The sequence below is a fragment of the Deltaproteobacteria bacterium HGW-Deltaproteobacteria-4 genome, from assembly GCA_002841765.1.
Taxonomy (GTDB): Bacteria; Desulfobacterota; Desulfuromonadia; order Desulfuromonadales; family UBA2197; genus UBA2197.
This window is the reverse complement of the sequence record PHAV01000006.1, coordinates 18,993-39,912: the sequence shown is the minus strand read 5'-3', so window position 1 is coordinate 39,912 and position 20,920 is coordinate 18,993. Positions and strand designations below refer to the sequence as shown.

24 protein-coding genes and 1 pseudogene are annotated in these 20,920 nt (G+C 50.5%); 5 read left to right on the top strand and 20 right to left on the bottom strand.

Translation table 11 applies throughout. From position 1 onward, the window contains the following. Positions 1-35 precede the first annotated feature (35 nt). From CVU69_05115 to CVU69_05105, 3 genes are all read right to left on the bottom strand, one after another. A complete protein-coding gene (locus tag CVU69_05115; GenBank protein ID PKN12744.1) occupies positions 36-716 on the bottom strand; it encodes a resolvase in 681 nt (226 codons plus the stop codon). 150 nt (positions 717-866) lie between these two features. Next, positions 867-1,211 carry an XRE family transcriptional regulator gene (locus CVU69_05110; GenBank protein ID PKN12743.1) on the bottom strand — a complete coding sequence of 115 codons (345 nt, stop codon included), beginning with the start codon at positions 1,209-1,211 and terminating at the stop codon, positions 867-869. Between the two features lie 253 nt (positions 1,212-1,464). Continuing rightward, positions 1,465-1,719 (bottom strand): hypothetical protein, encoded by a 255-nt coding sequence (locus CVU69_05105; GenBank protein ID PKN12742.1) that lies wholly within the window; start codon positions 1,717-1,719, stop codon positions 1,465-1,467. Between CVU69_05105 and CVU69_05100 the strand changes: the two genes are divergently transcribed. Together CVU69_05100 and CVU69_05095 are read left to right on the top strand one after the other, a co-directional pair. Further along, entirely contained in the window at positions 1,720-1,917 is a 198-nt protein-coding gene (locus tag CVU69_05100; GenBank protein PKN12741.1) for a hypothetical protein, read from the top strand. A 97-nt stretch (positions 1,918-2,014) separates the two neighbouring features. Continuing rightward, complete coding sequence (locus tag CVU69_05095; protein ID PKN12740.1) at positions 2,015-2,416, top strand: hypothetical protein; 402 nt, start codon at positions 2,015-2,017, stop codon at positions 2,414-2,416. 79 nt (positions 2,417-2,495) lie between these two features. Here CVU69_05095 and CVU69_05090 read toward each other — a convergent pair whose 3' ends face one another. The 14 genes and pseudogenes from CVU69_05090 to CVU69_05025 all read right to left on the bottom strand — a co-directional run bounded on the left by CVU69_05090 (position 2,496) and on the right by CVU69_05025 (position 14,791). Beyond that, complete coding sequence (locus CVU69_05090) at positions 2,496-3,254, bottom strand: hypothetical protein (GenBank protein PKN12739.1); 759 nt, start codon at positions 3,252-3,254, stop codon at positions 2,496-2,498. Beyond that, entirely contained in the window at positions 3,254-3,436 is a 183-nt protein-coding gene (locus CVU69_05085; protein PKN12738.1) for a hypothetical protein, read from the bottom strand. The genes CVU69_05090 and CVU69_05085 overlap by 1 nt, the downstream gene beginning before the upstream one ends. Positions 3,437-3,489: 53 nt before the next feature. Beyond that, positions 3,490-3,693, bottom strand: a complete 204-nt coding sequence (locus tag CVU69_05080) for a hypothetical protein (protein PKN12737.1) — start codon at positions 3,691-3,693, stop codon at positions 3,490-3,492. Further along, positions 3,693-4,100 (bottom strand): hypothetical protein, encoded by a 408-nt coding sequence (locus CVU69_05075; GenBank protein ID PKN12736.1) that lies wholly within the window; start codon positions 4,098-4,100, stop codon positions 3,693-3,695. Before CVU69_05075 ends, CVU69_05080 begins: the two co-directional genes overlap by 1 nt. Before the next feature lie 262 nt (positions 4,101-4,362). Next, a complete protein-coding gene (locus CVU69_05070; protein ID PKN12735.1) occupies positions 4,363-5,925 on the bottom strand; it encodes a hypothetical protein in 1,563 nt (520 codons plus the stop codon). A gap of 4 nt (positions 5,926-5,929) precedes the next feature. Next, positions 5,930-6,346, bottom strand: a complete 417-nt coding sequence (locus CVU69_05065; protein ID PKN12734.1) for a hypothetical protein — start codon at positions 6,344-6,346, stop codon at positions 5,930-5,932. Between the two features lie 178 nt (positions 6,347-6,524). Next, positions 6,525-6,758 carry an AlpA family transcriptional regulator gene (locus CVU69_05060; GenBank protein PKN12733.1) on the bottom strand — a complete coding sequence of 78 codons (234 nt, stop codon included), beginning with the start codon at positions 6,756-6,758 and terminating at the stop codon, positions 6,525-6,527. 308 nt (positions 6,759-7,066) lie between these two features. Further along, positions 7,067-8,329 (bottom strand): integrase, encoded by a 1,263-nt coding sequence (locus tag CVU69_05055; GenBank protein PKN12732.1) that lies wholly within the window; start codon positions 8,327-8,329, stop codon positions 7,067-7,069. A 376-nt stretch (positions 8,330-8,705) separates the two neighbouring features. After that, positions 8,706-10,538 (bottom strand): hypothetical protein, encoded by a 1,833-nt coding sequence (locus tag CVU69_05050; GenBank protein ID PKN12731.1) that lies wholly within the window; start codon positions 10,536-10,538, stop codon positions 8,706-8,708. Further along, positions 10,535-11,473, bottom strand: coding sequence for a phosphate/phosphite/phosphonate ABC transporter substrate-binding protein (locus CVU69_05045; GenBank protein ID PKN12902.1), 939 nt, complete (start codon positions 11,471-11,473; stop codon positions 10,535-10,537). The genes CVU69_05050 and CVU69_05045 overlap by 4 nt, the downstream gene beginning before the upstream one ends. A 131-nt stretch (positions 11,474-11,604) precedes the next feature. Beyond that, positions 11,605-13,548 (bottom strand): hypothetical protein, encoded by a 1,944-nt coding sequence (locus CVU69_05040; protein PKN12730.1) that lies wholly within the window; start codon positions 13,546-13,548, stop codon positions 11,605-11,607. A gap of 46 nt (positions 13,549-13,594) precedes the next feature. Next, positions 13,595-14,098 carry a thermonuclease gene (locus CVU69_05035; GenBank protein PKN12729.1) on the bottom strand — a complete coding sequence of 168 codons (504 nt, stop codon included), beginning with the start codon at positions 14,096-14,098 and terminating at the stop codon, positions 13,595-13,597. 56 nt (positions 14,099-14,154) lie between these two features. After that, positions 14,155-14,270: pseudogene (locus tag CVU69_05030) on the bottom strand (cysteine synthase A). 38 nt (positions 14,271-14,308) lie between these two features. Further along, positions 14,309-14,791 carry an Rrf2 family transcriptional regulator gene (locus CVU69_05025; protein PKN12728.1) on the bottom strand — a complete coding sequence of 161 codons (483 nt, stop codon included), beginning with the start codon at positions 14,789-14,791 and terminating at the stop codon, positions 14,309-14,311. Positions 14,792-14,984: 193 nt separating this feature from the next. On the opposite strand from CVU69_05025, the gene CVU69_05020 reads away from it, so the two are divergent. Both CVU69_05020 and CVU69_05015 read left to right on the top strand, forming a co-directional pair. After that, positions 14,985-15,752, top strand: coding sequence for a DUF4350 domain-containing protein (locus CVU69_05020; protein ID PKN12727.1), 768 nt, complete (start codon positions 14,985-14,987; stop codon positions 15,750-15,752). A gap of 187 nt (positions 15,753-15,939) precedes the next feature. After that, positions 15,940-16,641, top strand: coding sequence for a hypothetical protein (locus CVU69_05015; protein ID PKN12726.1), 702 nt, complete (start codon positions 15,940-15,942; stop codon positions 16,639-16,641). A 128-nt stretch (positions 16,642-16,769) separates the two neighbouring features. Here the strand turns inward: CVU69_05015 and CVU69_05010 are convergent, their stop codons facing one another. Next, a complete protein-coding gene (locus tag CVU69_05010; GenBank protein PKN12725.1) occupies positions 16,770-17,039 on the bottom strand; it encodes a cytochrome C in 270 nt (89 codons plus the stop codon). 124 nt (positions 17,040-17,163) lie between these two features. Continuing rightward, entirely contained in the window at positions 17,164-19,197 is a 2,034-nt protein-coding gene (locus CVU69_05005) for an ATP-dependent DNA helicase Rep (GenBank protein ID PKN12724.1), read from the bottom strand. A gap of 220 nt (positions 19,198-19,417) precedes the next feature. Here CVU69_05005 and CVU69_05000 point away from each other — a divergent pair, with 220 nt between their 5' ends. Beyond that, entirely contained in the window at positions 19,418-20,200 is a 783-nt protein-coding gene (locus tag CVU69_05000) for an IclR family transcriptional regulator (GenBank protein PKN12723.1), read from the top strand. Positions 20,201-20,216: 16 nt separating this feature from the next. On the opposite strand, the gene CVU69_04995 is transcribed toward CVU69_05000, so the two are convergent. Then, the gene (locus CVU69_04995; protein PKN12722.1) at positions 20,217-20,915 is read right to left on the bottom strand and encodes a dephospho-CoA kinase; all 699 of its coding nucleotides are present in this window, start codon (positions 20,913-20,915) and stop codon (positions 20,217-20,219) included. Between the last annotated feature and the right edge of the window lie 5 nt (positions 20,916-20,920).

Sequence of the window (20,920 nt, the reverse complement as noted above, 5' to 3'; positions counted from 1 at the left end):
GGCGACAATCCTGTGCTTCTTTATTGATATTTTATTCATGCTGTCCTCCCAAGGGTATTTTTTATTGCCTGAGCAGTCCACTTACCAGCCTGCCCTCTAGCGCTAAGGATATGTGCAGAATTTAGGCTTGCGGCGATTTGAGAGAGATTCAATCCCTGCTGTAGATACCCTTCAATCATCGGAATCAATTCCAAAGCGAAAGCATCCGCCCGCATTACCTTAGCAAGAGTTCCCGCTTTTGCACCTTTCACCTGTGCCGCTCGCGTCAAATTCTCTGGCGTTCCCAACCTAACGCCTCGCGCCTTTGCTGCAGCAAGAGCAACCTTGACCCGTTCGCTGATCATCTTACCTTCATACTCGGCCACGGCTGCTAAAATATGTACTGTCAGACGATTCGCCTGCGGGAAATCTACGGCAACAAAATTAACACCGGAATCCATTAATCGCGAGATGAAAGCAACATTACGGGCGAGGCGATCCAGTTTGGCGATGATCAAGGTCGCACCAGTGCTTCGGCAACGAGACAAAGCCTCTAAAAGTTTGGGGCGATCATTTTTCTTGCCACTCTCCACCTCAACAAACTCCGCCAACAACTCCCTTTCTCCGGCTTGAAGGTAGTCAGAGATTGCCTTCTGCTGCGCCTCCAGCCCAAGACCACTTGCGCCCTGCCGCGTTGTCGACACCCTGCAATAGCTGATAAATTTCTCCACGTTCATATCCGTCCTTTTGCGTAGACTTAAACTTCAAGGGAATTATAAATCCGAATGAAACAGAAGGAACCCAGGTAAACGCCAGAAGCTATAAAAAATGGCCCACGGAAAAAACCGTAAGCCACCTATATCCTGAACTTTTGACGATCGAATTAATTATCTAACTTTTCTGTTGATGTTGCTGACAACAGAAAGAACTGCCCCTCGCAACTCCATATTTTTGATTTTTCTGAACGCCTGCAACAACTCACTTTCTTGAACAGTAAGCCGAGGGCTATCGTCAGGATGATCCTCGAAAAAATCTTTGACAGGATAATTGAGGGCGCGAGCTATCCGCTGGAGCTTAAGAACATTGAGCGTTGTCTGCCCGTTCTCATATTTTTGAATCTGCTGGAAAGTGACTCCCACTATCTCGGCCAATTTCTCCTGAGAAAGTCCCGCAAGGTGACGCCGTTGCTTGATTTTCAGACCAAGTTCAAAAGAGGTTAACATGTCAGCCATAGCGCACCATCCTTGCCGGAAGATTACAACTATGGGTTGCATATCTCTATGTAACCAAAATTGAATTATCGTTGATTGACAATACAAAATCAGAGTGGTATCCAAAGCCGTAGTTATCCAATTTCTCTATTAAGAGGCGGCTTTGGAACACATAATAACTTGTATTGAGTCCTTCTTCCGAGAGTCACCGGAACTGGAACATAAAACATACAATGAAGCTGCTTTGCAGCATGAGTTAGGATATTGGCTTAGATCACATCTGCCATGCGGTGCAAAAGTTCAATTTGAACGCCCCGCCTGCCACTTTTTCAAGAAAGCTCGTGGTCTGGTAAAAAAAGAAATCGATATTGTTGTCAGTTACCCTGAGTCCGATAAAAACTACGCTATCGAACTGAAATGTCCTCGTCAGGGGCAACACCCAGAGCAGATGTTTAAGGCCTGCCAAGATTTGCAATTTTTGGAGCAACTGACACAGAACGGTTTCGACGGTGGCATATTTGTCATTCATGTGAATCATCCCCTTTTTTACCAAAGCGGTTCAATTGACGGGATCTATGCTCATTTCCGCGATGGTCGCCCCATCGAAGGGGAAATCTTTAAGCCGACCGGTCGCAAGGATCAAGTTGCCAAATTAAAAGGTAGTTATCATGTCAATTGGGAGAGCTGCGAAAATAACGGACGATATTGGATGCAAGTAATTGTATAGAATGCTTTTCTCTTCTGGGGGATATACCAGTTATTGCGTTCCTGTTTTGATAAAATGCCTTATAATTTGAAAAGATAGATAGAACAGGAGGAAGAAAATGAATACTTCTGAATTGATCAGAGACCTAGTAAACCATCTGGCTCAGTGGGGTGATACCGAAGTGGTGGTTTTAGTTGGTGACGAAATTTATGATGGTCTATGTGTTTGGCACCATGATGAAACGCGTGAAGCCACCATGATAGGAGTGAAAGGGCCAAATAAATTTTGGGATTCGCCGGATTTTGATAAAATGGGACTGGAAGATCGAGCCATTAGAAAAGATATCGAAATGATCGAGGATGACGGGCTCCTCCCCACTTACCTCAGTGACGAGGCCATTGAGCGGGGGGTGTTAGCCTATCGTAAGGTGGGTGCTGACACTGCATTTCTGGTAGATTGGATAGAGGGTGTTAGCCAACCCTCTCGACATGCAGCCTTGATTTCCCGATTGATTAAATAGTGAAACAATAAACTCCGATCACGAACGTCCTTCACTCATAAACGCCGTGATCGGAGGGCCGCCACACTGGCGAGCATCGCTATTTGATCAATTCTTTAAAGAGAGAAAGGCCGTTCTCTCCAATAAACTCGGCCTTTTCGGCATCACTCAGATTTAACACTTCGCTTCTCTTCCCTTCTCCTCGCCCAGCGTAGACCTCACCAAGACCAGCTTTTTCAGCAATCGCCCGCGCAGCTGATTCAACGAATCGTTGCGTTGTGCCAACGCTTCCGGCGTACTCCTCGGACAACGCCAGAGCTTGAAGCCGATCCGGCATGGCCGTTTCCTTATAAGTCTGTTGCGCCAATTCCATAACCGGAGCCGATACGAGCGGTACAATGAAACCTTCCAGAGCGTGAAGTATGGTCGGATCACCTACAGCCACGGAAGCTCGTAAGAGCTGCCCCGCTTCAGCGGTGCTCATGCTGGACATCACGCGCCGGATCTCTTGTGCCTTCATAAGGGCGATCAGTTCGCTTGTCTCGGTTTTATGAATACCTGGGCGACTAGCGTTTTCGATCTCTTGCCGGATTTCGCCGGTTGCAACCTTGTACGGCTGTGCAGCCTTATCAACTTCTGATTGGAGTTGATCAGAGGCTTTGGCGACGATCTCTTGTTGACGCTTCCTTCTCACCTCTGGCTTTAGGTCGTCAGATACTTTTCCGGCTTCCTCGATGACTTTCTCGTACTGCTTTACGGCGAGGAGGACGGCAGAATGAAAGTCGGCAAGATCTGCATTAATGTCATGATTCATTGATACAAGAGACGGATGATATTTTTTGAGGGCGGCGGTAATCATCAGTTTCCTCCTTTCGTGATGTTGCCACCGGTTGAGCCGTTGGAATTTCCAAGGCTGGCGACGTTGTCCTTCTTGCGCTTCTCGATCTCCTTCCGCGCTCCGGTCAGATCGTTGGCCTTGTCGGGCTGGTTACTCGGCGTCATGCTTTGCGCTCCGTTTGTTGATAAAACATTCTTTTTCATGATCAAGCTCCTTTGGGGGTTAGGGTTTCTATCTCCGCGAGTGATTAAAGGCGTCAGAATTGATCCTCCGAAGCCTCCGCGATCTTATTTCCTGCGGCCAGCCACTCCTCTTTACTGAGAATCGGCGGCGCATAAAGCACTCCGACCGATCCTTTTCCTCCGCCGATGACGTGCCAGCCGGTGGTAGGGTCAAGATAGTGACGAGGCGGGATGGGCGTCATCTTCTCTTCCAGACGAGTCAACCTTGAGCGATTCATTACCTGCCTCCTTGACCGGCGGCCTCTTCCAGCGCCTCAAGTCGTTTTTCCATTTCCGAAATTTCGAGAATTTTCATGCTTGAAGCGATTCCCGCGAGAAGTTGGGTGGCCTCCTCTATGGACAACACTCCATCAGAAACAGCCGTCAATATTGCCTGACTTTGTTGGACGGCGGTTCCGCTTAAGTCCACCGACAATGGTGCAGCCTCAGTGACGGCCTTCAGTACCGGTACGCAGCGATCAAGACATAGGCGCATCGCGATCATATCGCCACCCTTGGCCGCCGTGATCGCCGCCTGAATCAACGCGGGTGCTTCTGGTTCGAGCATTGCTCGAAGTTTGGCGACTCTGCCGGCTCCGGCCGGTCTTCCTGAGGGATTGCCTGACTTTCCTTTCACAAACGCCATGGGTTGTTTCCTCCTTGCTGAATCAATAGAAAAGCAGCACCTGATAAAAATATCGGGCACTGCTATTCTAAAGTTCTGGGTGATGCTATTCGGTTTTTGTTCTCAAATATAAGGCATCGCAATCCTAAGGATTGCGAGCCTTATAATATTTTCTATCAAGGTAAAATATAAGGCTTATATAGTTTTAACCATTCGATTTATATAATATTTTTGTTATTTTATAAGTCTGACTATCAGGGCTTATAAAAAGTAAATTATAAGGCTAAAACTGATCCCCTGCCGGAGAAATCTTCTCACAATAGGCCATACCCTGATCCGTCAAGGTAGGTTTTTTGTCGTACGTGATGTGTCCATTTTCACGACCCCTTTTAATTTGCTGGCTAACGGCAGCTTGGCTAACGGCAAGATGAATGGCCAGATCTCCTTGATTCTTTGGTAAAATATCCCTAATTGCTATCAATAAATTTGCTTGCGGCGACAGGGTGACTTTTTTGCCGATAGACCATTCAAGACAACCATGTTCACCAGTAATTAGCTCAGCCTCTAATTTATCGGGATTCGGTCGCTCACCCCGCACCTTGACGAACTCGACTTCAAATTTTGCCCCCTTCAATACCTCTCCGTTCTTAACCGCATTCAACTTGATCGAGGTGTCAAGTAAATCCTCTCGCCGTGATGCTCCGCGCTGATCTCCGCCTTTACCTGAATGATGAACAAGTAAAATCGCAAATCCTTTATGGCGCAAACGAACCAAAAACTGCAAAAGATTGTCTAGTTCACTATTACTATTTTCATCGCCGCCCGAAGTCATACTGGACAGGTTATCAATAATTATCAACTCAGGCTGGCGACCTACAGAGTCCATCTGTTCCAAAAGCTCGCTTACTCGGGCTTGATCTTCGACCAGATTCAAATTCAGTCCCCGATCATCTATCCACAAACGTTCAGAAGACAAGACGTCAAGGATGCTTGGCAAGCCATGGCTCAACGACCTGAATCGATCCACGAGTGTTTTTTGCGGCATCTCTCCGTCAATGTATAGGACGCGACGAGCCGCTGGGACATCCCACGCAAAGAACTTACGGCCATCAGCCACGGCTAGAGCGAGTTGCATACAAAACCAACTTTTACCAAGACCACGGGGCGCAAATACCATTGATAAGGACTGTGCTGGGAGAAAAGGGGCAATGATGCTTTCGCGCTCCGGCAAATCCAAATTTACAAGTTCATCAATCGAGAGTACGAAATCCAATAAAGGCCGATTCTGCAAATCGGTTAAAGTTATTTTATTTTCTGGTGGACTCCAGTCAGCAGAAATATATTTTCTGGCAAGCTTGGTGTAATCGCTCCAGTATTGTCGAATCGAACTTTGGAGCTTTACCAATGAAGAGTTAAGGGCGTTGCGATTTCCTGATATTAATGCTTGACGACAATCTTCATATGCATCTTCCAAACGGTCATCAAGTATGTCCACCTTGCCCCCGCTCACACGGTTAATCTTGCGCTGTTCTTTGATTTGACTCCGCTCTTCCCACCTGATCACAGCATATTTATCTCGGGCCGGCTTACAGCTGGGGTGTCGCTTGCCAATCTGAGTGGTAAGGCTACACGCCAAAAGTGGGTTATAAGTTTCTTCTTCAATTCTTCCATAAATTTCGTTCTCTGCTTCTTTTCGATCAGGGAAAGAAGCCAATATCTCGTGAGTTTCAGGGTGGTTTGTGATATATTTTTTATAGTTTAGGAACTCGTGGGGAACAGTCTCGTCGAAAAATTCATCTTCCTGAATCTGGCTAGCCTGCACGCTAGCCTCATTCATGTTCATCATAATTTCACCCTTTCCTTTTTTTTATGATAGCTCTTTGTATGGTGTTCATAACACGGGCATAATCAATTTGGATCCGCACACACTCTTTCCAACCTGCGATCTCCCCCGACTCGACCGGTTCCACAATTGCTTTCAACGCAGCAGAAAAATCCAGCTCGTTTTTTTCAATCATTGCATCAACAAGGTCACAAAGACGCTCTTGTTCGGTTATTGTCATTTGCCGTTTTCCCTGCCTGAACAATGAAATCCTCGGCTGCTTCGTTTTAAGGACGGCAGCTATTCCTGCCTGTGGGAGGCGGAGAGTATCGAGGGCGAGGATCACTGGCGGGCAGAGTTCCGATATGTTCGGCTTGAGTCTGGTGGTCAGGTCAGCAACCGTCTCGGCTTTAATCTCTTCCCACTCTTCAAGGATTTTCTTCATTGCTCACCTTTCTTTCTGGACAAAAAAAAATAGGACTTGGCCGCGATGGTTCGCGTAATACCAAGTCCTAAAGTTCTGAGCCATGTTATATGGCTATGTTTTAATCGATTGTGAAATGATTATATCAAATAATCATTTCACTGGCACCCCCTGCAATCTCTCATCTATAGCCGTTTAATTATTTTTTAGTTGAAACCAAAGGACGGCTGTTTAACCATTCGTTAATATCGCTTTTCAACCAGCCAATACGAAGTGGGCCCAGGCTCTTAGGCGCAGGAAATCGTTGTGCTTTTACGTCTCTGTGCAGGCTAGTAGCACTCCGTGACGTGATTGCAATTACCTGACGCTTTGTGAAAAATTGCTCTCCACTCACCAATACAATCTCCACATCCTTTTTCTTTTTCTCACTCATCATAATCTCCTTTGCGGCCTGAAACGCAAAAAGGCTACCCCGATTTCTCAGGGTAGCCAGTTCTATTTGCATGATCCCAAATCGCCCTGCCAAGGACGAACCGCTTTCACGTGGTATTCAGTTTTTTGAGAGAATGACCGGCTACTTCTTTGGATGAGGTCTTGAACCGCTCAAGTCCTGTCCGCCGCCGAGTCTTGGCGCACTATGAAACGAAGTTGAGCAACAATAACTAATAGGAAAATAAAAATCAAGAATTTTTTGACAAAACAATAAATAATTTATAAACTGACCGACATGTGTCGCGAGGTTTAACTGGCCGCGGTGGAAAACACTTCCCCCGACTCCTTGCCGCTGATTATTTTTCCAAGTTCCCGCCCTAATCTTTCAAGACCTCGCCTCTTCTCATCCTGATAATCATGAAGATTGTAGGTCCCATCCAGCGTCCCCATCGCATGATTCAAAATCGCCTCGCGGTGTTCCAGGGGAACCTTCATCCGAGCCATGTGGGTATTCGCCGTGCGCCGCAGATCATGCGGTCGGAAGAAAACAATTCCCAGCCTATTCTTCTCAGCACACTCGCGACCGACCTTCTTGCACTCTTCATTCTGGCAACAACTGAGATCAAAGCAACAATCTGTCGGGCAGTTCTGTCTTACCGCATTAGCAAGCGCATTAACATCAATCGGCTTACCCCCGCGAGGAGACTCAAAAATAAAGCCGTCTTTGTCACCAATTAATTCGATAGCCCTGTCCGTGAGGTAAACAAGATGCTCACGATTATTCTTGGCGCGCTCCGCTGGGATCGACCACCAGTGCCCGTTAACCTCACGCCGATGCATCCCTATGACTTCTCCCGGCCTCTGCGCCGTTACCAATATCAATTTCAATGCCCGCCTAAGCTCATCGGTCATACCAGCTACAGCAAGATTTCCCCATAATGTTTTTATCTCGTCTTCTGCAAGATAGCGCTTACGAACTACCTTGGGGCCGAGAGGTTTGACCCCAACAAAAGGGCTGTACTCCAAAATATCTCTTTCTATGGCAAAGTTAAACATCTTGCGAGTGACAGCCAGCACGCTGTTCGACTGGATGGGCGCGCCCCGCTCTAAAATACTTTCCAAAAGAAGGATGACATCCCGTTTCTTGATGTCTGAAGCCTTACGATTCCCCCAAGCGGGCAGGACATCATTTTTGAGGCAGCATTCGTCTTTTTTCCAGTCCTTCTTATGGGGCTTAGCGTGCTTGGTCATGTATTCTTCGATTAACTCAGCAACGGTCGGGGTCTTTTTACGGTCAGCTTCCGCCTGTTCCTTTTCAGCCAGAGGATCAATCCCTTTATCCAGTTTCCCCTGCGCCTCCCTATGCTTTTTTCGAGCATCGGCAAGCGAACATGCGGGATATTTCCCTAAGTTCAAATATCGTGGCTTGCTGTCGAAGTGATAGGCAAAGAAAAAGACCTTTGTGCCGGTGGCATAGCAGCGGATTCCAAAACCGTCGCCCGTTTTCTCTCGAAAGTCTTCAATCCGCTTTGTCGTCTTGAGGGTTCTTACATATGGATCGGTGAAGGCCATACACCTAACTCCTTTTTCTGCCGAAGTATATGCTGAAGTATATGCTCTGCTATGCCGGTTTAAGATGAAAACAGATGGAAAGAGATGAACTTCTATTCCTCACATAATAAGGCAAAAGCATTGAAATGTAACCATTTTTATTTAAAACTTACAGGGGGGTTGGTGCGAGATGAAACGATATGAAATGGACAGATTTAAGAATTCGCAATGCATAGGCCAGCGGTTCGATCCCGCTCAGCTCCACCAAATTTCAATAGGTTAGCGATTTTTCGCTAACCTATTTTTGTTCAAGTGACTAAAAAGTGACGGCGGCTGGCGGTCGCGCCTGCTGTAATATTTTCATCTGTCAGATCACCACGTCGATATGTGGCAAATTTCAATGCCGGGCAGGGGCAAGAGGGAGGGACACAATGAAACAACTCCCCCCTTCAGGGGCGGCTTCGACTTCGAGCTTCCCACCATGGGCTTCGACAATCGCCCGCGAGATGTACAATCCTAGCCCGGTGCCAGATGGCGCATGGTTGGAACTGTCAACCCGGTAGAATTTGTCGAAGATTTGCGCACGTTGGTGATCCGTCAATCCCGGTCCCTGGTCTGTGACCGTCACAATGAAGTACCCGCCCTTAACGCTCCCCGCCATACGAATCAGTGTCCCCCGGGGTGAATACTTGAGGGCATTACTGAGCAAGTTTTCTATAACCTGGGTCAATCTTACCTCGTCTGCCAGTATTGGCGGTGGCTGCGGTGGCAGATGGAGTTCAAAGCGATAGTCGCTGCCTTTGCCCGTATAGCTCTGCAAAATCTGGCGCAGCAATTGATCCGAATAGCAGAGTTGGGGATTGAGGGGTATGGGGCTGCCTCTGTCAATGCGGTTGACATCGAGAGAACGGTCAACCAGACGCGAGAGGTACTCGGCCCGTTCGCTGATGATATTGAGATAGTTTTGCTGATCGTCAATGGGAAGATCCTCGCTCCCTAGCAACAATTCGCAAAAGCCGAGAATGGCGGTCAAGGGGGTCTGAAATTCGTGCGCCATCGTCGAAACAAAGTCGTTGCGCAGACGGTCGACCTCCCTCTCACTGCTCACGTCGACCAGGATGCCGACCATTCCTGACAGTTTCCCGGAAGTCATATTGTAAGTGGCCTTCTGAAAGATGACCTCGCGACGCACTCCCTGGCGGTTGGTGAAAGTATATTCGTAGCGGCAACTGCCGGGGTGATCAAAAAGATTCCGATCCGCTTTATTGTGAACGGCGGCCTCTTCGGGAGAAAACAAGGTCGCGGCGGTCTGACCACATAGTTCATTGCGGGTGATACCGACAAATGTTTCGAAGGCCCGATTACATCCGCGGTAGATACCGCCAGCGTCCTTGAAGAAGACCGGAAGGGGAATTTCATCCAGCAGGATGGAGAGCAGACTCAATTGCTCCGCAAGCTTCGACTCGGCGTCCCGGCGGCGCGAGACCTCCCCGGCCAATTCGCTATTGCGCTCCCGCAATTCGTGATGTGACGCCTTGAGACGATCGACCATGCGGTTAAAGGATTCTCCCAATTGACCGATTTCATCACGGGAAGCTATCGGCACCTGCCGCTCAAAGTCTCCTCTTGCCACCGCCTCGGCTGCAATCATCAAACTTTTAACCGGACGCGTAATCCCTGCCGTCATTGGCAAACTCAACAGCAATGCGACCATGCCAAAGAGTACGATCACCAGGAGAATTCCACCGCTGAGCTGATTCACGGAAGCGCTGATCGGTGCAACTGAAAGGCCCACCCGGACTTGTCCCAAACCTCCCATTTCAACCTGCATAGCGATATCGTAAAGCGGTCCCTCCTCCGCTTCCAGATAACGGATGCTGTATTCCTGCCCGAGGGGAATCGGGTTAACTGCCAGCAGTGAATCAGGAAAACTATCGCCGAAGGTATGGGCAAGCACCGTCGATCCGCGTGAATCGACAAAAAAAATGTAGACGATATCGGCTTCGCTCTTAGATTGGGCCACGGCCATCATCTTCAGAGCGAGCCGATCGCGAGCCAGGAGATTGGCGGTAGAATGTTGCGCAAGATTGCGCGCGATGGAGACTCCTCGCTTTTCCAGTTCACCGCGCAACTGATCGGCAAAGTGCAGCTTAATGTACAGAATGCTGGCCGTAGCGGCGAGCGTCAGGAGGACGCCAAGGGCGAGAATAATTTTGAGTTGCAGCCTCATTTGGTTGCCGTCGGAGTCGGGAGAGGACCGGATTCGCCTTCCAGTCGCCGGATACCGTCGTAGGCGCTGTCGTCGATCAGGACGAAGCGTTCAATATTCATCCCTTTGAGAATCTTGAGCCCGTGCGGATCTTCGTGAATAGTCAGCAAGGCTTGCTGCAACACCTTGCGCAATTCCGGGGAGAGGTGCGGCGAAGTCACCACCGGCGGAATGCCGAAGGGCTCGCTCCGTTCGATAATCCGGGTCTTGGCGGTCAAGGCGGGCTGGGTGACGGCAATATATTCCCAGATCAGACTATCGACGGCAGCACCGTCGACAATGTTATCCGCCACCGCTTGAATGGATCGGTCGTGTCCGTAGGTATAGGTGATCGAACTGAAAAATTGCTCCGGGGTCTGGCCGAGACGGGCCAGCATCGCAGTCGGCACCAGCTTGCCGGAGTTCGACTGGGGATCGGTAAAGACGAAGCTTTTGCCGCGCAAATCGGAGAGATGACGGGTCGTGCTCTCCGCCGGCACGATCAGGTAGGAGTAGTAGACCGTTTTCCCGTTAACGACCGGCGCGACCAAAAGTTCAAGTCCGAAGCGCTCGTGACCACTGACATAGGGGCCGCCGCAGACAAAGGCAAAATCGGCTTCGCCGGTTTGCAGGAGGCGGTTGGTCTCGGCGTAGTTGCCAGGATCGATCGAATCGATCTTTCGCCCCAGACAACCGGACAGGTAGTCGATCAACTGACGATAGTAGCCGTAGCCGGCCTGGGGGGTGATCATCGAACCGACACTGACGGTCAAGGGCTTCTGCGTCTCTGTCCCGGGACTGCTGTCAGTGACCACGGTACGCTCGCTCAATTTGACTTTTAATGGCTCTTCACGCTGACAACCACAGATACAGACCAATGCCAAGCCCAGGATCAAGCCAGAGCCAATCCTGCTCATGCCCCACTTCTTCCACACCATAGATCCTCCATGCCTACACGATGAAAGCAGTTTAACCTAAAAAATTTTAGAGGGGAAGGCATCTCAATGGGCAAAAACTGAAAAGACGCAGGCGCCTGCGCAGCTTCGAGCTAACTTCCAGCTCCCTCCGGCTCCGGTTGCGCCGCGTCGTAAACCACCTCCCGCAACTTCGGCAGCAGGGACGATGCGGGGAAGGTTTCAGCGAGCCGCTGCAGTGTCATCTGCGCTTCGTCGAGTTGACCAAGCTTGGCAATCGTCACGCAATATTGATAAAGAGCTTTTTCCAGCTCCTGAGCTGTTGCCCGCTCATCATCACACACCGAGGAGAAGACGCTCGCCGCCATCGCTGTGTCCCCTTGGCGGAGATAGATGTTGGCCAGACGCAGGGTCAATTTCGCTTCAAAGACTTCCTGATGACGCAGATTGAATTCGCGATAGACCTCCGCGGCCTCTCTCGGTTTACTGGAAAGTCGGCCGATAATGGCACGACGGTAGAGCTCTCGGCCTTCATCCGTGAGCTTCTCCGCGGTAACAACCCGCGCTAACTGAAGCAGAATATCTGGATTATCGGGATTGGCGGCGAGACGCTGTCGCAATGTCGTTGCGTTGGCCGTAAAGAGCTGGCTTCCCGGGACCGGTTCGTCCTCCTCATCCCCGGCTTTATCACCAAGTCCAAGCACATTAGCACCCAGCAAACCGACGAGAAAACCACTGAAAAGAATCACCGGACCAAGAGTGCCGCGACCGGTACTGATTGCGGCGACCGGAGCACCCACATCGGCAAGGACGAAGAGACCGGCGATAAGAAGGGAGCTCCAGCGCACTTGACAGGAGTTTCCGGCAATAAGTGCCTCGAGGCCGAAGAAGGGCAGTGGAAAAGTCATCGTGCGCCGACGGCTGCAAAGGGCAAAGACGCCAAGGAGCCCGGCAAGCGCACCGCCGACCCCGAGAATTGGCAGAGTCGTGCCGGGAAGGAGCTGCTGCACGGCAACGCCGATCCCGGCGACGAGGAGGCCGGCAAGGAGATAGGTCCCGACCAAAAGGCCGCTGCCGATACGCATTTCCAGAGTGGCACCGATGATCCACAAAAAAAAGAGCCCAATGAGAAAAGCAAAGCCGCTGCTATGCAAAAAGAGGGAGGCAAAGGCGCTGAGAAAAAGGTTGAAACCGCTGCCGTCAAGGGGCGGGAAGAACCAGTATTTCTCCAGAATTTCTACGGGGGTGCGTAGTTGCCAGACCAGATAAAGAAGGGCATGAAGGAAAAGTAGTCCGTAGGTGGCAAAGGGCAACGCCGCAGTGCTGCGTTCATGGTCAAAGGATGGAAGAGGCAGCAGCGAAAGGTGTTCAGAAAAAACCTCGCCAAGGGGTCGTTCTGTCACTGCCCCTAAAACGCCAAGATAAAGGACAAAGCCAAGAGGCAGAAGAAACACGATGAGGAGGGTAAGATCAGCAGCGTAGAGGGTGCGCAGTAACTGCGCACCGACAAAGACCAGAAGGAGCTTGCCCAGATAATAGCCGAGGGAGTGACTTTGTTCGAGGCGCGCAAGAGGGTCGTCACGACGCATGGAACGGCGCTGCAACGCCGCCGCCTGCGAGGTGACAGCCCGGGGGGCAACAACCGGCGGCTGTTCTGCTGCCGTGCGTAGTTGCGCGTACTTGGCAAAGACAAGACCGCACGTTGGGCAGCTTAAGTTTCCCTCACGGAGAAAACCACATTTGGGGCACTTGCTGTCCGACTCTTTAGCAGCGCTGCTGGCCTCTTGACCGACAATCGCGATCGGTGCCATGGCAGCGGCGAAAGCGCCCGCCGGAGAGGTCACAGTAATCAGCTCTTTATGACAGATAATTCCGCTGTTATTCAGGGCCTTGAGCATACGCTCGGCGGTGGCGGCATCGAGATCGCTTTTGATGATACAGTCGCTGCTGGCGAGGAGCTGCTCTACCTTTCTGGCGTCCCACCTGGTAAGACGAACGAGGCTTTCCCTGATCTCTTCATAATCAAATCCAAGCCCGACCTCGCCGCGATAGACGATGCGGTAACGTATCCCTTCCATCCCTTTGCCTCCCTGCTGACCTGTTCATGACCCATAAAGAAACATTTTATTCTTGAGACCAAAGGCCATGACCGCCGGCCCGTGCTGCAGCTTCCACCCGGATAAAATCGTCTTTCATGCGAAAATCGAAACGACGATAAACACAGGCCAAGCCTTCGCGGAGAAGTTCGCGGTTGAGCAGTCGACCGTCAGTGAGCGTGACATAAGCAAGAGTACGACCATAGTGATCCCTCCTCTCCCGGTCAAAAGTCAGAGTAACGACCTGTCCCTTGGCGGTGCGGATCAGAAAGTCTGTTGCTTGTTTCGCCCCGCGCCTCAGTTGTTTGGGAGCAATTCCGGCGCGCCGGAAGCTTTTGTCGCGCTCCGAGGCCTTCCTTTCCGGGGTATCGATGCCGAGCAAGCGTACCTTGCCGACCCCGTCGACCTTGATCGTATCACCATCATAGATCCAGCTGACCCGGCCGCGGACCTCAGCCGCGGCAGCGCCGAGAACGGAGCAGAGGAGGAGACTGATGATCAGGACAAAGGTTTGCCAGCGAAAGTCGGGCATGAAGGCGTCTCGTTATGGGGACAGTACATTTTCGGGCGGAAGGGTAGTAGCGCTTTTCAATCGTAGATGCCGGTGGAAAGATAATGCTCACCGTATTACAGAGGACCGTCACGACATTTTTGCCGGGGCCGAGGCGTTTTGCCACCTGCCGGGCAGCAAAGATGTTAGCTCCGGGCAAGCGGGATTGTCAAAATCAACTTCTTTTATGGCCTAGATAAAATACATGAAGCGGTGATCAAGCTCCCGCTCAATACCAAGGGCTCGCGCTTTGTCACAGAGATCCTTGAGCGTGACCGACGCAAAGTAAGTCTCCAGATGTTGGCCGGCCTCGGCCCAAAGAGACTGCGTGACACAATGTTCCATCCGCTCACAGGGAGTCGACTCTCCCTTCTTCTTCCTCCCCTCCCCCTCCTCGGAGCAATCGAGGAGAGCGATTCTCCCTTCGGTCGCAATAATAATATCGAGAAGGGAGATCTCGGCCGGCAGGCGCGCCAGAGAATACCCCCCTTGCGGCCCGCGCTTGCTGTGGAGAAGTCCTGCTTTTTTAAGCACTTGAAATATCTGTTCAAGGTAACGGGGGGAGATATCCTGGCGCCGGGAGATATCCTTGACCTGCACCGGCAGGGTGCCGGCGTGAAAGGCCATATCAAAGAGGGCGCGAACGCCGTAACGGGTTTTAGTTGTCAGCTTCATGGGAAATACCTCTAAGTGGAGTAAAACTCAATATCAAATAAACACACAATTCAAGTCAAGAATAAATCCTGCTCAAAGCAGAAAAAGCTTTGTTTCACCAAAAAAAATCGAACGGGGCATAATAAAGATTTCTCTAGACTGTTGAAGAAGCGCATGATAAAAGACTTAATAAGTAATAAATAAGGAGCTACTCATGACTGTTTTTCAGCGGCTTTTCCTGGCCACCCTTCTCTTGATCGCTATCACCTGCTCCGCCGCTGCCGCGGACAAAAGACCTGTTGTTCTCTTCGATGAAGCGCATGGCGAGAAATTTCTCCCTCTGCAGGAGGGTCCGCTTGCCCTGACTGAGCTCGGCAAAATCTTCGCCGGTCAGGGTTTCACAATTCGCAGCGCCAAAGAACTCCTGACTCCGGCCCTACTTGCCGAAGTCGATGCCGTGGTTATCTCCGGCCCCTTTGCCCCTTTTTCCCCGGAGGAGATTGATGCTCTTTTTACCTTTGTCGAAAAGGGCGGGCGTCTGTCCATCATGCTCCACGTAGCGCCTATCAACTCCAGGCTACTGGCCCGCTTTGATGTTGTCCATTCGAACGGAGTCATTCGTGAAGAGGAGCAAGCACAGATCGATGGCGAAGCGCTCAATTTCCATGTCACACGTTTGGACCATGAACCGATCTTTACCGGAATCGATCACTTTGCCGTCTACGGCTGCTGGGCCCTGTTGACCGAAGGGAAATTCGCACGGATCGTTGCCAGCAGTGGCGAAAAATCCTGGATCGACCTTAATAAGGATCGCAACTACTCTGCGCAGGACGCCAGGCAAGCCTTCGGAATAATCGCTCTTGGCGAAGTAGGGAAAGGGAATTTCGTAATCTTTGGTGATGATGCCATCTTTCAGAATCGCTTTCTCACTGGCGCGAACCGCCAACTCGCCGAAAATCTGGTGCAGCGACTGAAACGCTAACCGTTCATCGCTTCTCCTTTCCCATAATCGCCCTCTTTTTATTACAACTGCAACTCTGCCTGGACACACTTTAACCTCCTTCAAAAAAAGTGATCCTGAAGAATGCCAGATCCAGTCTGGAAAATCGGTTGACAGCTATGGAAATAGCGTATAAATGTTTTCGTAAAAATATTTAACAGGAGGCAATATGAAGGGGCTTATTTCAGGAGTGTCACTGGCTGCCGGTATCGTATTGATGGCGGCAGGGTGCGGTGCGGGAGAAAAAAAGATTGAGCTCAACGATCAAAAAGCAAAGGTCAGCTATGGGATCGGTATGTCCCTCGGCACAGACTTTAAAGCTCAAGGGATTGAAATCGATCCGGACGTCATGGCACGGGCGATCAAGGATGTCACTGCTGGCGGCAAGACGCTGATGACAGAAGAAGAAGTCCGGAAGGTGATTACAGATTTCCAGCAGGAACTCGTTGCAAAGCAGGAAGCCAAAGCCAAAGAGGGCGCCATCAAGAATTTGAAAGACGGCGAAGCCTTCCTTGCGGAAAACAGCAAAAAAGAGGGGGTTATCACCCTGCCGAGCGGCTTGCAGTACAAAGTCGAGAAGAAGGGGACAGGGAAGAAACCTGGCCCAAATGACAGTGTTACAGTGCACTACCAAGGCACCTTGATTGATGGGACCGAATTTGACAGTTCCTACAAGCGCGGTGAACCAGTGAGCTTCCCGGTGGGCGGCGTGATCCCCGGTTGGACGGAAGCTCTGCAATTAATGGAAGAGGGTGCGAAGTGGCAGCTCTTTATCCCGGCAAATCTTGCCTATGGCGAACGGGGGGCCGGAGCTCAGATCGGTCCGAATTCGACGCTGATCTTTGATGTCGAACTGCTCAACGTGAAATAGTATTTACTTCAACCTATGACACAACCGCTTAAATAAAGAGCCGCCTCTTAAGGGGCGGCTCTTTATTTAAGAAAAGGAAAGGCCCCTGCCGAAACAGGGGCCTTTCCTTTTCGTTATATCTTTGTTTTTTACTTTTTGTGGCATTCGCCGCACTTGGTGGGCCCGGCGGCTTTTTTGGTGTGACAATCTTTACACAAAGCATGAGCGGCATCTTTATCCAACTCAATCTTTCCGGGTTTAGCATCGCCGTGGCAAATCTTGCAATCCATCGACTCCGAGTGGGCTTTGTGATTGAAGGTTACGTTGCCGTTTTTGGCTGTCATGACGACGGTGTCTGCTGCAATGGCAGTCCCCGCCGTAAAGGCGAGCAGCAGAGCAATGGTAAGCATTTTTTTCATAATGTCCTCCGTATGAGTTTATTAAAGCTGGCACAAAATATGACAGAGAGAACAAAACTGTCAAGAAAAAATAATTTTCCGGGCTGGTTAAAATTCTTGCACCATCTTGAAACGAAATAAAAAATTATTCATCAAGGAGCGCTTTGAGCTTAGAGAAGAAAACGTTTGCAACTTGATCTTTCTCTGCTTCCGATTGCAGCGGCGCAGCAGCGGGAGAGCGGAGAAGCAGTTCCTCCGGAATTTCGGCCAGAAAACGGCTCGGCTGCCTGGGGCGCAATTTTCCATACTTTTTCCGGTGACGGGCATGCAGTAATGTCAGGGTCTTTTGCGCGCGGGTGATACCGACATATAGCAAGCGGCGCTCTTCGGCTAGATCGGCAGCTTCTCCGTCTGCGGTGCAATGCGGGATAGTCTCCTCTTCAAGCCCGGCAAGAAAGACATGAGGAAACTCAAGCCCCTTGCTGGCATGCAAACTCATTAAGACCACAGCGTCACGACGAAGCTTATTTTCCTTCTCCTCCCGGTTCGGTTCGTCGGCGTCGAGGAGAGAGACCTTTTCTAGGAAGCCTGCAAGCGTTGGCTGGCTCTCACGGCTTTCATAGGCAGCAAAGGCATTGACAGCCTCGGCAAGATTTTCCAGGCGGCGTTTCCCCTGTTCAACATTTTCAGCTGACCGCCAGATATCCTCTTCCATGCCAATCGTCCGAATCAGCTCACGGAAAGTGTTGGCAGCATTTCCCGCCGAGCGAAAACGGTGGCGAAAGTTGACGATCAATGCCGTAAAATTATGCATGGCCGCCAGAGGCTTCTCTCCCAGATCGCTCAGGGCCTGAGGATGGCGTAAAATCTCCCAGATAGGCTTATGCAGACGCGCCGAAGTCTCGATCAGGGCATGCGCGCTGCTTTCGCCGATCCCCCGTTTAGGGTAATTGAGAATTCTCAGGAGATTGACTTCATCCTGCGGATTGGCAATAACCCGCAGGTAGGCGAGAGCATCCTTGACTTCTTTGCGGTCAAAAAACTGCTGGCCTCCGATGAGAACATAAGGAATATTTTCGTAGCGCAATTGCTCTTCAAAAGGACGCGACTGGGCATTTGTGCGATAAAGGATGGCAAAGGCGGAAAGAGGATCTTTACTTTCAGCCCGTCGGGTCATGATCCGTTGGACAATTAATTTCGCTTCCTCTTCGTCATCATGACAGCTGAGCAGTTCAACGCCGACGCCGGCGCCGGCTGCGCTCCACAATTTTTTAGGGTGGGGCCGAGGGTTATGACTGATTACGGCATTTGCCGCGGCCAGAATATTGCAAGTAGAACGATAATTTTGCTCGAGCTTGATCACCCGGGCACCCTTATAATCCCGTTCAAAGTCAAGAATATTCTCCGGCGCAGCGCCTCGCCAGCCGTAGATCGACTGATCGTCGTCGCCGACAACACAAAGGTTGCGATGTTCATCACAAAGGAGGCGCAGGAGTTGGTACTGGGCAAAATTGGTATCTTGATATTCATCGACCATGACATAAAGAAATTGCTTCCGCCAGAGACTCAACAGGTCGGTGTGCTCCACCAGAAGCTGGGCGCTGAGCATGAGGATATCATCAAAGTCGACAGCATTGCAGGCACGCAATGATCTTTGGTAAAGGGGGTAGATGCGCGCCGCCAGGGCGCTGGCCGGATCGTGGTGACGGGGCTTGAAGTTGCGGGGGGCGATGAGTCGGTTTTTAGCGCTGGAAATACACCAGAGAACCTGGCTGACCAAGGATGCCCCCTTGCTATCGGTCGCGCGAATCAAATCGCGTAGCAAACGCTCCTGATCAGCGCCGGTATAGATAGAAAAGTTTTTTTTGTAACCGAGTCGCTCGATGCCGCTGCGAAGAATTCGCATGCCGAGTGCGTGAAAAGTGGAGATGGCGATGCCGCCGCAGTGTTCTCGGCCGACCAGACCGATGACCCGTTGCAACATCTCGCGAGAAGCTTTGTTGGTAAAGGTCACCGCCAGGATATGTTCCGGACCGATTTTTTTTTCGCGGAGCAAATAGGCAATGCGCATGGTAATAACCCGGGTCTTGCCGGAGCCGGCACCTGCAAGGAGGAGGAGGGGACCATCGGTCTGAAGGACGGCTTTACGTTGCTCCGGGTTGAGTTTCGAGACATTCATTAGGTCATTCACACAGAGAAGGGGTAGAGTGGGGCGTTTTCATAGCATAAGCCCGATGAAGAAACAATCCGCAATCATAAAAGAACTTAAGATGCTGCCTTGACAATATCCAAACGGCATTCTAAAATAACACTAAAAGAATCAAGAAGTATTTCTTGACAAGACGTCAACTCTTTGTAGATTATTTATGATTTCAAGCGAAGTCCAAGAGGGAAAGACCATGGCAAAAAAAGATAAGTCAGAATATATCATTCAAGCCGTTTCGCATGCGCTTGATTTGCTGGAGCAGTTTCATGGCGAGACCGACGAACTCGGCGTCACAGAGCTGAGCAAACGGCTGAAACTCCACAAGAATAACGTCTTTCGACTGCTGGCAACACTGGAGTCGCGCGGCTATATAGAGCAGAATCGAGCGACTGAAAATTACCGCTTGGGCTTGAAATCTCTGGAACTTGGTCAAACTTTTGTCAAACAGATGGGACTTTTAAGGCAGGCGCGCCCCATCCTTGATCGCATTGTCCAAGAGTGTAACGAGACGTCCTATGTTGCCATCTTCAAAGAAGGCTATGTTGTCTATCTTGACGTTGTCGAGACGAACCTGACAGTTCGCGTTGTCTCCCGGGTGGGATCAAGACTCCCCGGTTACTGTACCGCCACCGGCAAGGTGCACCTTGCTTATATGTCCGATGAAGATGTTGACCATCTTTATCCGGCGCATGATCTTAAAGTCTATACGCCGACGACCCTTGCAACAAAGACGGCATTACGTGAGGAATTACTTAAGGTTTTTGAACAAGGCTATGCCATCGACAATGAAGAACTCGATAACGGTGTGCGTTGTATTGCCTGCCCGATTCGAGATTATACGCGGAGGATTGTCGGGGCGATCAGCATCTCAGGCCCGACAATGCGTTTTTCCGATGAACGCATCGAAAAAGAGTTGATCCCTTTGGCCAGACAGGCGGCTGAAGATCTCTCGACCCGGCTCGGTTACAATAAATAGAAAAACGGCTAACACACTAAACATCCTCCGGAATCGGGGGATTTTTTTTATTGGGTGTCGTCAGTTTTACAAAGATATCGCCAATCAGTTTTTGCACCTCTGCAGGGGATCCGTTATTTTCGATAAGAATATCAGCGCGGGCAACTTTTTCGGCAAGTGGCATCTGTGCAGAAATTCGCCGGTAAGCTTCTTCTCGTGATAAGTTTTCCCGGCGTATCAGTCGTTCAAGCTGTTGCTCAGGACTGGCAGCTACGACCAAAACCAGATCGACACGCCCTTCTGCTTTGGCCTCAAAGAGTAAAGGCGCCTCATAGATAATAAGGGGGACGGCCGGGTCCTTTCGCAGTTCGCTGATACGTTGCTCAGCAAGGCGACCAATTGCCGGATGAGTGACCTGGTTAAGCTCATGACGCGCTGCAGGTACGCGGAAAACCTTTTCAGCCAGACGGGCGCGGTCAATGCTCCCTTCCGTCGTCAATATTTCTTTTCCAAAGTACGCGACGATTTCATTATAAGCCTTCTCGCCCGGCCTGACTGCTTCACGGGCCAATTCATCTGCACTCAGAACGGCCGCCCCCAGTTCTTTGAAGAATTGGCAAACCAGACTCTTTCCGCAGGCAATTCCACCAGTGACCCCGAGGACAATGGGACTGACCGTTTCTGGTAGTTTTCTCCGGGAGGGAACTGTGCTATGATTAAAGCATTTTTTAACCATGTAAT

Excerpts from the sequence above, each read along its gene's own strand:
- CVU69_05115 (PKN12744.1), bottom strand. The coding sequence starts at position 716 with ATGAACGTGGAGAAATTTATCAGCTATTGCAGGGTGTCGACAACGCGG.
- CVU69_05110 (PKN12743.1), bottom strand. The coding sequence starts at position 1,211 with ATGGCTGACATGTTAACCTCTTTTGAACTTGGTCTGAAAATCAAGCAA.
- CVU69_05105 (PKN12742.1), bottom strand. The coding sequence starts at position 1,719 with ATGAATGACAAATATGCCACCGTCGAAACCGTTCTGTGTCAGTTGCTC.
- CVU69_05095 (PKN12740.1), top strand. The coding sequence starts at position 2,015 with ATGAATACTTCTGAATTGATCAGAGACCTAGTAAACCATCTGGCTCAG.
- CVU69_05090 (PKN12739.1), bottom strand. The coding sequence starts at position 3,254 with ATGATTACCGCCGCCCTCAAAAAATATCATCCGTCTCTTGTATCAATG.
- CVU69_05085 (PKN12738.1), bottom strand. The coding sequence starts at position 3,436 with ATGAAAAAGAATGTTTTATCAACAAACGGAGCGCAAAGCATGACGCCG.
- CVU69_05080 (PKN12737.1), bottom strand. The coding sequence starts at position 3,693 with ATGAATCGCTCAAGGTTGACTCGTCTGGAAGAGAAGATGACGCCCATC.
- CVU69_05075 (PKN12736.1), bottom strand. The coding sequence starts at position 4,100 with ATGGCGTTTGTGAAAGGAAAGTCAGGCAATCCCTCAGGAAGACCGGCC.
- CVU69_05070 (PKN12735.1), bottom strand. The coding sequence starts at position 5,925 with ATGATGAACATGAATGAGGCTAGCGTGCAGGCTAGCCAGATTCAGGAA.
- CVU69_05065 (PKN12734.1), bottom strand. The coding sequence starts at position 6,346 with ATGAAGAAAATCCTTGAAGAGTGGGAAGAGATTAAAGCCGAGACGGTT.
- CVU69_05060 (PKN12733.1), bottom strand. The coding sequence starts at position 6,758 with ATGAGTGAGAAAAAGAAAAAGGATGTGGAGATTGTATTGGTGAGTGGA.
- CVU69_05055 (PKN12732.1), bottom strand. The coding sequence starts at position 8,329 with ATGGCCTTCACCGATCCATATGTAAGAACCCTCAAGACGACAAAGCGG.
- CVU69_05050 (PKN12731.1), bottom strand. The coding sequence starts at position 10,538 with ATGAGGCTGCAACTCAAAATTATTCTCGCCCTTGGCGTCCTCCTGACG.
- CVU69_05045 (PKN12902.1), bottom strand. The coding sequence starts at position 11,473 with ATGAGCAGGATTGGCTCTGGCTTGATCCTGGGCTTGGCATTGGTCTGT.
- CVU69_05040 (PKN12730.1), bottom strand. The coding sequence starts at position 13,548 with ATGGAAGGGATACGTTACCGCATCGTCTATCGCGGCGAGGTCGGGCTT.
- CVU69_05035 (PKN12729.1), bottom strand. The coding sequence starts at position 14,098 with ATGCCCGACTTTCGCTGGCAAACCTTTGTCCTGATCATCAGTCTCCTC.
- CVU69_05025 (PKN12728.1), bottom strand. The coding sequence starts at position 14,791 with ATGAAGCTGACAACTAAAACCCGTTACGGCGTTCGCGCCCTCTTTGAT.
- CVU69_05020 (PKN12727.1), top strand. The coding sequence starts at position 14,985 with ATGACTGTTTTTCAGCGGCTTTTCCTGGCCACCCTTCTCTTGATCGCT.
- CVU69_05015 (PKN12726.1), top strand. The coding sequence starts at position 15,940 with ATGAAGGGGCTTATTTCAGGAGTGTCACTGGCTGCCGGTATCGTATTG.
- CVU69_05010 (PKN12725.1), bottom strand. The coding sequence starts at position 17,039 with ATGAAAAAAATGCTTACCATTGCTCTGCTGCTCGCCTTTACGGCGGGG.
- CVU69_05005 (PKN12724.1), bottom strand. The coding sequence starts at position 19,197 with ATGAATGTCTCGAAACTCAACCCGGAGCAACGTAAAGCCGTCCTTCAG.
- CVU69_05000 (PKN12723.1), top strand. The coding sequence starts at position 19,418 with ATGGCAAAAAAAGATAAGTCAGAATATATCATTCAAGCCGTTTCGCAT.
- CVU69_04995 (PKN12722.1), bottom strand. The coding sequence starts at position 20,915 with ATGGTTAAAAAATGCTTTAATCATAGCACAGTTCCCTCCCGGAGAAAA.